Origin of the sequence: Mesorhizobium sp. M8A.F.Ca.ET.161.01.1.1, from assembly GCF_004792105.1 — a bacterium.
GTDB lineage: Bacteria > Pseudomonadota > Alphaproteobacteria > Rhizobiales > Rhizobiaceae > Mesorhizobium.
The window spans coordinates 1-1,360 of the sequence record NZ_SRTD01000041.1 but is presented as its reverse complement, the minus strand read 5'-3'; the positions used below and the strand labels follow the sequence as shown (position 1 = coordinate 1,360).

Annotated in this window: 1 protein-coding gene; it reads left to right on the top strand. The window is 63.6% G+C overall.

The features are described 5' to 3' along the window. The first annotated feature begins 80 nt into the window (after nt 1-80). Complete coding sequence (locus tag EN804_RS34460) at nt 81-1,103, top strand: IS110 family transposase (RefSeq protein WP_135922294.1); 1,023 nt, start codon at nt 81-83, stop codon at nt 1,101-1,103. The last annotated feature ends 257 nt before the right edge of the window (nt 1,104-1,360 follow it).

Genomic DNA, 1,360 nt, shown 5'->3' with positions numbered 1-1,360 from the left:
ATGATGGGTGGACGGCCCCTTGCGGCATCGAATGTGCCAAGCTGGTCGTGTTGAAACACCAGCGGAGGAGACCGTCCGTCATGCAAGCTATCAGATTTGGAATCGATCTGGCCAAGAATGTGTTTCAGGTGCACGGCGTGGATGCGAGTGGGCAGGTGGTGGTGCAGCGCCAGCTGCGCCGCGCGCAGGTGGAGAAGTTCTTCGCCGCGCAGCCGCCGGCGTTGATCGGCATGGAGGCCTGCGGCTCGGCCCATCATTGGGCCCGCACGCTCAGCGCGCTCGGCCATGAGGTCAGGTTAATGCCGCCGGCCTATGTGAAGCCCTATGTTCCGCGCAACAAGAACGATGCCCGCGATGCAGACGGTTGTTGCGAGGCGGTGAGCCGGCCGAAGATGCGCTTTGTGCCGATCAAGACGGTCGAGCAGCAATGGGCCAGGGCGCTGCATCGCACGCGTGACCTTCTGGTGCGCCAGCGCACGCAACTGGCCAACGCCATGCGAGGCATGCTCTATGAGATGGGCCTGACAAGTGCCAAGGGGGCGGCGGGCATCGAGACCCTGCTGCGGCGCATCGAGGCAGCCGATGAAGCTATTCCCGCCGCGCTGTTGATCTGCCTGGCGCCTCTGGCCGGGCAATGGCGTGCGCTCGATGGCGAGATCGGCAAGCTGGACAAGCAGATCCTGGCTCAGGTCAGGCAGCAGCGAGCGGCCTTGCGGCTGACGACGATCCCGAGCGTCGGCCCGATCATCGCGCATGCGACGATTGCAGCCATAGGCGATGGCCGTCAGTTCGCCTCGGCCAGGGACTTCGCCGCCTGGCTGGGCCTGACCCGCAAGAGCCATGATACCGGCGGCAAGCACAAGTCGACCGGCCATATCAGCCGCGCTGGCGACAGGGACCTGCGAAGGCTGCTCATTCTCGGCGCCAGTTCGTGGCTGCGTCAGGTCAGGGCCAAGCCCGACAGAGGATCGCCCTGGATTCGCGGCCTACTGGCCAGGCGACCGGTTAAGGTCGCGGTCGTGGCTCAAGCGGCCAAGACCGCCCGCGTCATCTGGGCAATGCTGCAATCGGGACAACAATACAGGGCACCATCTGCGGCTTAACCGCAATCGAGGCTCTTAACAGCGTAAGGAGCAAAAGGCAGCACGGCAAAATGGTCAGGACCTGGACCGGGACACTCCGCCTTCGTCATCGCGATGCAAAGCGCGCTAGAATGATTGGGAACCCGATCCGCGTAACCCCTGAGGGCCAGCGGTCATCGAAATCGATCGCATTAAAGGCCGAATACATGACCGCTCCAGACTTGCGCCGGCGCCGCTATTTTGCCTCTTGCCCAAGAGGGGCCGTCCATACATGACGA